General features: G+C 68.1%; 7 protein-coding genes and 3 pseudogenes. 9 read left to right on the top strand and 1 reads right to left on the bottom strand.

The window, feature by feature from the left end; all coding sequences use genetic code 11:
• A pseudogene (locus ACZ7LB_RS09635) lies at positions 1-417 on the top strand (chitinase); the annotation flags it as partial.
• A 134-nt stretch (positions 418-551) separates the two neighbouring features.
• On the opposite strand, the gene ACZ7LB_RS09630 reads toward ACZ7LB_RS09635, so the two are convergent.
• Positions 552-959 (bottom strand): hypothetical protein, encoded by a 408-nt coding sequence (locus ACZ7LB_RS09630; RefSeq protein ID WP_471466609.1) that lies wholly within the window; start codon positions 957-959, stop codon positions 552-554.
• Here ACZ7LB_RS09630 and ACZ7LB_RS09625 point away from each other — a divergent pair.
• The 8 genes and pseudogenes from ACZ7LB_RS09625 to ACZ7LB_RS09590 all read left to right on the top strand — a co-directional run bounded on the left by ACZ7LB_RS09625 (position 867) and on the right by ACZ7LB_RS09590 (position 7287).
• A pseudogene (locus ACZ7LB_RS09625) lies at positions 867-1610 on the top strand (NAD(P)H-dependent oxidoreductase). The gene ACZ7LB_RS09630 and the pseudogene ACZ7LB_RS09625 sit on opposite strands and share 93 nt — an antisense overlap.
• Before the next feature lie 511 nt (positions 1611-2121).
• Entirely contained in the window at positions 2122-2331 is a 210-nt protein-coding gene (locus ACZ7LB_RS09620) for a hypothetical protein (RefSeq protein ID WP_471466607.1), read from the top strand.
• Positions 2315-2827: a DUF6879 family protein gene (locus tag ACZ7LB_RS09615; RefSeq protein WP_471466606.1), complete on the top strand. Its 513-nt coding sequence runs from the start codon at positions 2315-2317 to the stop codon at positions 2825-2827. The genes ACZ7LB_RS09620 and ACZ7LB_RS09615 overlap by 17 nt, the downstream gene beginning before the upstream one ends.
• Positions 2824-3657 carry a helix-turn-helix domain-containing protein gene (locus tag ACZ7LB_RS09610; protein ID WP_471466604.1) on the top strand — a complete coding sequence of 278 codons (834 nt, stop codon included), beginning with the start codon at positions 2824-2826 and terminating at the stop codon, positions 3655-3657. Before ACZ7LB_RS09615 ends, ACZ7LB_RS09610 begins: the two co-directional genes overlap by 4 nt.
• Positions 3658-4209: 552 nt before the next feature.
• Positions 4210-4347 carry a hypothetical protein gene (locus ACZ7LB_RS09605; RefSeq protein ID WP_411952198.1) on the top strand — a complete coding sequence of 46 codons (138 nt, stop codon included), beginning with the start codon at positions 4210-4212 and terminating at the stop codon, positions 4345-4347.
• Between the two features lie 14 nt (positions 4348-4361).
• Positions 4362-5550: pseudogene (locus ACZ7LB_RS09600) on the top strand (cupin domain-containing protein).
• Positions 5547-6452, top strand: coding sequence for an aldo/keto reductase (locus tag ACZ7LB_RS09595; RefSeq protein WP_471466602.1), 906 nt, complete (start codon positions 5547-5549; stop codon positions 6450-6452). The pseudogene ACZ7LB_RS09600 and the gene ACZ7LB_RS09595 overlap by 4 nt, the downstream one beginning before the upstream one ends.
• A gap of 238 nt (positions 6453-6690) precedes the next feature.
• The gene (locus ACZ7LB_RS09590; RefSeq protein WP_471466601.1) at positions 6691-7287 is read left to right on the top strand and encodes a hypothetical protein; all 597 of its coding nucleotides are present in this window, start codon (positions 6691-6693) and stop codon (positions 7285-7287) included.
• Positions 7288-7303 lie beyond the last annotated feature (16 nt).

Raw genomic sequence — 7303 nt, 5'->3', positions numbered from 1 at the left:
CACGCCCTGCGCAACGACCTCACCCTCCTGCACGTCCAGGACTACAACTCCGGCTCCATCATGGGCCTGGACAACCAGTACCACTCCATGGGCGGAGCCGACTTCCACATCGCCATGACCGACATGCTCCTCACCGGCTTCCCCGTCGCGGGCGACACCGCCAACGTCTTCCCGCCCCTCAAGCCCGAGCAGGTCGCCATCGGCATGCCCGCCACCACCAACGCCGGCAACGGCCACGTCTCCCCCACCGAGGTCAACAAGGCCCTCAACTGCCTCACCAAGAAGACCGACTGCGGCAGCTACCAGACCCACGGCACCTGGCCCAACCTCCGCGGCCTGATGACCTGGTCCATCAACTGGGACCGCTTCGGCGGCCACCAGTTCCAGAACAACTTCGACACCTACTTCCGCCGCTGACCACCAGCCGGTCGTCGACCGCCCCGTGAAGACGCCGGAAGCCGACCGGGACACCCCGGCCGGCTTCCCCGGCGTACGGCGGCGCTCCTGGGACATCCGCGGGCCCGCCGTGTCGACGGCGACGGCCCCGGTCGTCACGTTCCCGCCGCCGCCCGGGCGGCGTCCGTGCCGCCGCCGTTCCGGGCGAGTGCAGTGCGCAGGCGGCGGGCGCGCCACCCGCTCAGCAGCCACGCGGACGGCAACTGGAGGGTGAGCATGGCGTAACCCGCCATGGCGAAGGCGTCATCGGCCGGTGCGGCGGCTCCGTCCCGCCACGCGGAGAAGCCGTACGACAGCAGCAGCACCAGCAGATACGCGCCGCCGTCGACCAGCGGAATCTGCCACGGCGGCCCGGGAGCACCGAGTCGGCGCGTCACGGTCAGGGTGAGGGCGGCGACGGTCAGGAACACGTGGGACAGCGGGTTCGCGGGCCAGAGCGCCACCCACGTCCCAAGGCTGTCCGCGGCCGCCGACCAGGCGAGGTCGACCAGGGCTCCGATCACCCCGGATCCGAGGGTGACGGTCAGCGGGTAGGAGACGGCGCCGGAAGCCCGCTGCGGGTGGTCCGGGACCCCGGCCGCGCGTTCGACGCCGGGACGCTCACCCCGGACGTCCTGGCCGAGCGGCAGAAACCGCTGTGGGCCGACACGCTCGTCCTCCGGTTCCCGCTGTGGTGGTACACCATGCCCGCGATCCTCAAGGGCTGGGTGGACCGGGTGTTCACCCAGCACTTCGCGTACGGCGTGGGCGAGCACAGCGACACCCGGTACGGCGGGCGCTTCGGCGAGGGCATCCTTTCGGGCCGCAGGGCCCTGCTGTCGGTGACCGTCGGCGGCCGGGCGTCGCACTACGCGGCGCGCGGGATCAACGGCCCCGTCGACGACCTGCTGTTCCCGATCCAGCACGGCATCCTCCACTACCCGGGCATGGAGGTACTGCCCCCGTTCGTGGTGTACGGCGCCAACCGGCTGAGCGGCGGGGACTACCGGGACGTCGTCGGCGCCTGACAACGGCGCCCGGTCGCCCTGGAATCGACCGAGCCGACCCCGTTCCGTCGCCAGAACTCGGGCGGGTGCGAGATGCCCTCGCTGCACCTGAAGAAGGGCCTGGAGCCCGCGGACCGCACGGGCTTCGGGCTGCACGTGCACGGCTGAGGGCGGCCGCGCCATGGGACCGCCGGCCGCGCGACCGGTCGCCCTCGGTCCCGGAAGGCGACCCGCGTCCCGGAAGAACAAGAGGACCCCTGGTGAACAGGGGTCCTCGCTGGTGTCCGAGGGGGGACTTGAACTCTCCTCTCGGGCACCAGCCCCCAACCGCTCTGACCTGGGGAAACGCCCGTCGACAGGCTTGATTTCGGCGGGCGTTTCTCCTGTTCTTTCCTGCTGTTTCAGGCCCTTTCGGGCCCCTGTTGGTCATGCGTTGGTCACGTGACCAACCCTCCTCCGAGGCGTCCGTCCCCGGTCAGGCTTCCTGGACCGCGCCACGGGGCTACGCCCAGTCTGCACGGGCGCGTACGTGCCCGCGTACCGGGGGTGGCCGGGGCGGTTGGGGACCTGTTTATGCAAGGACACGCATAGTCGCGTTCACGCATAGACGCGTAGCGCCACCCCCTCTACTGTCGGTGGGCAGGCGGCCCAAAGCGGGGCCAGAGCAAGGGGGTTTGGCATGTCCGAATGTTCGGCACTCACCCGGCTCACGGGCAACGGCAACGGCGAGTCCGGAGAAAAGGACTGCCCGAACGTGTACCGCACGGCCACGGGATCTTTCGTCGTGCAGGGCGACGTGTCCAACGCCTTCACCCCGCCCTCCGGGGAAGGGCTCGTGGAAATCCCGGAGGCGGTTCTCAGGGAGGCTTTCCGTGCACTTGGATGGTGACGCGTGGAATGACTGCTTCGATTCCATGGAGCGTGAGGCGTGGCGGCTGGAAACGCTGCCCGTCTACACCATGCCCCAGGAAGCGGAGAAGCTGAAGCGTTTCCTCGCCGGAGAGAAATCCCCGGACGATTACACGTCGGCCTGGATGGACGAGGTTCGGCAATGGGCCTCGGAAGGGAAGAGCGTCGGCAGGGTGCACGTCGTGACCCGCCCGCTCTCGGACTACCTCCGGTTCGAGTTCGAGTATTACTACCGGCACCACGTGAAAGCGGGCGAGGATATCCGCATTCTCGACCTCACCGACCGAGAGAACCCGGGGATTCCGGATCAGGACTTCTGGATGTTCGATGAGTCCAAGGTGGTCCTGATGAACTACCGGGCGGACGGGACGCAGATAAACCGGGAACTGTACGAGAGTGATCCTGAGCCGTATCGGCAGTGGAAGCGGATTGCCGTGGCCGAGTCGGTTCCATTCCTGGAGTACGTGAGCGAGTGATGTTCGACCCTGAACAGTTGGGGCAGCCGAAGCAAGAATTGGCCGCCCTGCTGAAAGAACTACGCAAGCGAGCCGGCCTCACTGGGGACCGGCTCGCTCGGCGTTGCAACATGTCCCAATCGAAGATCAGTCGGATCGAGAACGGGAAAGCCCAACCGAGCCTGCTCGACCTGGAGAGAATCCTCCGGGCTGTCGTTGCTCCGCCCGAGGTCATCGAGGAGGCCATTGCCCTCGCGAGGCTGGCCAATACCGAGTGGCAAGACCTGCGCTCACTGCGGCGAAGGGGGCTGGAGAAGAAGCAGACCGAACTTGCCGCGCTCGAATCCTCCTCTACCGAGTTCCGTTTCTTCCTGCTCTCGATGATTACGGGGCTACTGTCCACCCCTGAGTACATCCGGGCCAGCCTTGCCCATTCACCAACTGATGCCACTAAGACGATCGCGAGGAAGCTGGAGCGGCAGGAGGTTCTTTACGACACGAAGAAGCGGTTTACCTTCATCCTCACCGAACAGGCCGTGAGGTGGCCACTCCTGCCCCTTGCCGCGATGGCGATGCAGATTGACCGGCTGGCCTCACTGACCCACCTGCCGAATGTGAAGCTAGGTGTCATCCCAATCGCGGGATACAAACCCATGGCTCCTATGGACACCTTCACTGTCTACGACAACACCCTGGCCACTGTGGAGAACACCACCGGAGTCGTGATCCTGAGAGATCCACGCGACATCGAAATGCATTTGGAACTGTTCTCGACACTGGAGGGATACGCGCTGTTCGGGGCCGAAGCACGAGCCGTGTTGACGGAGTGGGCTGCCGCCTGTCGTTCATGATCTTTATTCCATGACGGGAAAGAACTACACAGCCGCCGCGTTCTGGGCCAATGATTTCCCCCATGACAGCGACCGAGCGAAACGAAGAGCGGGTGCGTTACGGCGTAGGTCGGGGGCGGGAGTACCGGCGGACGTTCGGCCCTGATGGTGGTGTGCGCTCATGACGGGGCGCATGACTCTGCGGGTGTCGTACGACGGCGGTCGGACGTACGGCCCGGTTCGTGAGGTACAGGTGGAGCCGCGCAATGCGGTGATCCTGGGCTCGCTGACCAAGTACCCGCCGTGCGGGTGCCCTCGGTGCGCGGGCCGCAGTTCGGTGCCTTCCAGTGCTCTCCGCTCCCTGGCGGTGGAGCCGAAGGCGACGTGATGCGTCGCTTGGGCCACTGGGTGCTGCGCCACCTTGGCCGGCACGCGGGGCCGCTCTACCTGGCCGCGATCCTCGGCGGCTGTGCCCTGGTTCTCGCCGTGGCTCTTTGGTAACCGCATTGGCCGCTGTCTCCGATGCCTCCCGCCCGATTCCCGGTGGGAGTTCCCGAGAAGAGAGGTAGTCCGATGGCGGAAGAGAACACCACTTCGGTGGCCCCCGAGGGGGGTGGCCTGCTCGTCGCGAAGCGGAAGATCGTGGCCGCACGCACCCGTGCCGAGCAGGAGTCTGACGTCAGCAGTGGCCGTTCCGACGGCAACGACTGAAGGGAGCGCCCACGGTGCTTGATACAGCCTCGTGGGCGGGGCGTCTGGGCGGGGACTTGTTCCTCGCCCAGACGTACCACCGCTCTTACGCGCACTTCCCCGGAGCCGCCGACACGGCGGGCCTGTTCTCCTGGGACGACCTGAACCGGGTCATCGCCACGCAGCGGCTGGAGCCGCCCCGGCTGCGCCTGTCGGTCGACGGCGAGATGGTCCCGCTCCACCGCTACGCGATCCCGACCACGAACCGCCGAGCGGTCACCTGGTCCCGTATCCAACCGTCCGACTTCCACGCCCAGCTCAGAGACGGGGCGTCGCTGGTGCTCGATGCGGTGGAGAAGATCCACCCCGCTGTGAGGGCGGCTGCTGAGGAGCTGGAACGCTTCCTCGGGACTTCCGTGCAGGCGAACGTGTACGCCCTCGTGGACCGAGCGGGAGGGCTTCGGTCGGCACTGGGATGACCACGATGTGGTGGTGGTCCAGTTGCACGGCTCGAAGAGGTGGCGCCTGTGGGGGATGACCCGTGAGGCGCCCACCTTCCGGGACGTGGAGTCGCCGGAGGAGCCGGAGGGCGACCCGGTGGCGGACCTCGTTCTGTCCCCGGGTGACGTGCTCTACCTGCCGCGCGGCTGGTGGCACTCGGTCACCGCTGACCAGGGGACAGAATCCCTTCACCTCACGTTCGGGATGGTCCCGCACACGGGCGCTGACCTGATGCTCTGGGTCGTCGACCAGCTCCGCGCGTCCCTCGCGCTCCGCAGGGACATCCCGCGCTTCGGCTCGCTAGCGGAACAGTCGGACTTCACCGACGCCGTACGCCGTGAAGTGGCCGACATGATGGCGGACCCCCGCCTCGTGGAGCGGTGGGCAGAGTCGATCGACACGACGGACCTGGGCCACGCGATCCCGTCCCTGCCCTACGTGGACGGGCTCCCCGCCCAGCGGGACATCACGGTCAAGCTCACCACTCCGAGGGGCCGCCTGACGGCGGACCGCGAACAGGGCACAGTCACCCTCTCGGCGGCCGGTACCGCGTGGGACTTCGCCGAGTCCGCCGCTCCCGCGCTGGGCACGCTGCTGACCAATCAGCCGACCACGCTCGGCGAACTCGCCGACTCTGCCGGACTGGAGGTCAAGGAGGTGGCCGAACTGGTCTCCGTCCTCATTGACGGCCACGCCGTCGCAGTCGTGGGGACGGCGCTGTGACCGCCGCTCTCTGCCTGGGGACATACCGCGTGCGTGCCGTCAGTCAGGCGGCGCGCACCGCCCTGGCTGCCGGTAGCCCCTGGGTGGACACGGCACCGAACTACGCCCATGGCCGGGCTCATGAGGAGTTGCGCCCGGTTCTCGGGGAGTACCCGACCGTACGGGTAGCCACGAAGGCGGGGTTCTTCACAGCGGAGCAGGGCCGCACCGCCCTCGCTGAGGGTGTGCTGACCCGGGATGAGACGACCGGTAGGCACAGCCTTGAACGGGGCTTCGTTCGCTGGCAGACGGAGCACTCGTTGGCCGCGCTCGGCCGCGTGGACCTGGTGTTCGTGCATAACCCCGAGCACCACGGGCACAGCCTTGACCGTGCCGTTCTGCACGGCCGTGTACAGGAAGCCTTCACGGCGCTGGAGGAGTTCGCCCATGCGGGCAGGATCGGCGGGTACGGCGTTGCCACCTGGTCGGGCCTGACCTCCGGAGCGTTCAGCGTGCCCGAGTTGCTCACGCTCGCCCGCCAGACGGCTGGTTCCGCCGAGCACCACTTCACGGGCTTGCAGATGCCCGTCAGCCTGATCATGGATGCCCCGATCACACGAGCCCTGAACGGCGGCGGCCCACTGGTACAGGCGAAGGACGCGGGGCTGATCACGTTCGGTGCTGCTCCCCTGCACGGGGGCGACCTCCTTGACGCCATGACACCCGAACTGGTGAACCTCATCCGCCCCGGCCTGTCGGCCGCAGCCGCTGCCCTGCTGGCCGCTGGCTCGTGCCCCGGCCTCGATGTCGTCCTCACCTCCGCGAGCACCCGCGAGCACTGGGACGATGTGGCCAAGGCTCTGGCTGCGCCGCTGACGGCCCAGGGACTCAGGAGGGTGACGGATGAACTCGCCGGTGAATGAGGAGGTACAGGCTTTGATGGAGGCCGCCCACGACCGGGCGGCCGAGGCGCTGGGCCTCACCTGCACGGGGCCGCTGGCGTGGGGCTTCCTCGGTGTCACTCTCGGACGCCGAGCGGGGAACCGGTGGCTACGGGTCAGCCGGACGGCGAAGAGGAACGCGGGCAGGAAGGCGGGGGAAGGCATCGTCGGCGCCTCGGAGCTGGTGCCTGACGGCGTGCCTCGCCCCCACCTGTACGCGGTGCATGACTGGACTGACGGCGAGTGGGCCTTCGAGTCGGCAGTCCTGGACTACCTCACGCAACCCATCGTGTCCCCCGACCGGGCCGACATCGACCACGACCCGGGGTTGCCTGACGAGTGGTGGGCGGACCTTCGCCAAGCCCTGGCCCTCCTCACTGAAGCGGAGGGAGTGAAGGCAACCGTGCGGGACGGGTGGATCGAACGAGCCTTCCCCCAGTTCCTCGGCATCCCTGCCCCCGCCAAGGTGGAGCGGGTGACCGGTCACGGTGACCTGCACTGGGGCAACCTCACCGGCGCGCCCCTGTGCCTGCTGGACTGGGAGCGGTGGGGACGGGTGCCCTTCGGCTATGACGCGGGACTCCTCCACGCCAACAGCCTGCTTGTTCCCGACGTAGCCGCCCGCATCCGCAAGGAGTTCGCGCCGATCCTCGACGCCCCCGCCGGCCGAATCGGGGAACTGGCAGCCCTGGCCGAGATGCTGCAAGCCGTAGCCCGTGGCTGGTACCCCGACCTTGCGCCCCGCCTGGTGGCCCGTGCAGAGGCGCTCACCGGAGTGCGCCCGCCCGTCCCGGTGCACTCCGAGGTGAGCGCCTGACTGCGCCCCTGTGCGC

The sequence above is a fragment of the Streptomyces sp. NPDC107521 genome, assembly GCF_055598485.1.
The sequence above is the reverse complement of the archived record's forward strand: the minus strand, read 5'-3'. Positions and strand labels throughout refer to the sequence as shown.

What these genes read in the sequence shown, in the direction of transcription:
- ACZ7LB_RS09620 (WP_471466607.1), top strand. Translation starts at nt 2,122, where the DNA reads ATGTCCGAATGTTCGGCACTCACCCGGCTCACGGGCAACGGCAACGGC.
- ACZ7LB_RS09605 (WP_411952198.1), top strand. Translation starts at nt 4,210, where the DNA reads ATGGCGGAAGAGAACACCACTTCGGTGGCCCCCGAGGGGGGTGGCCTG.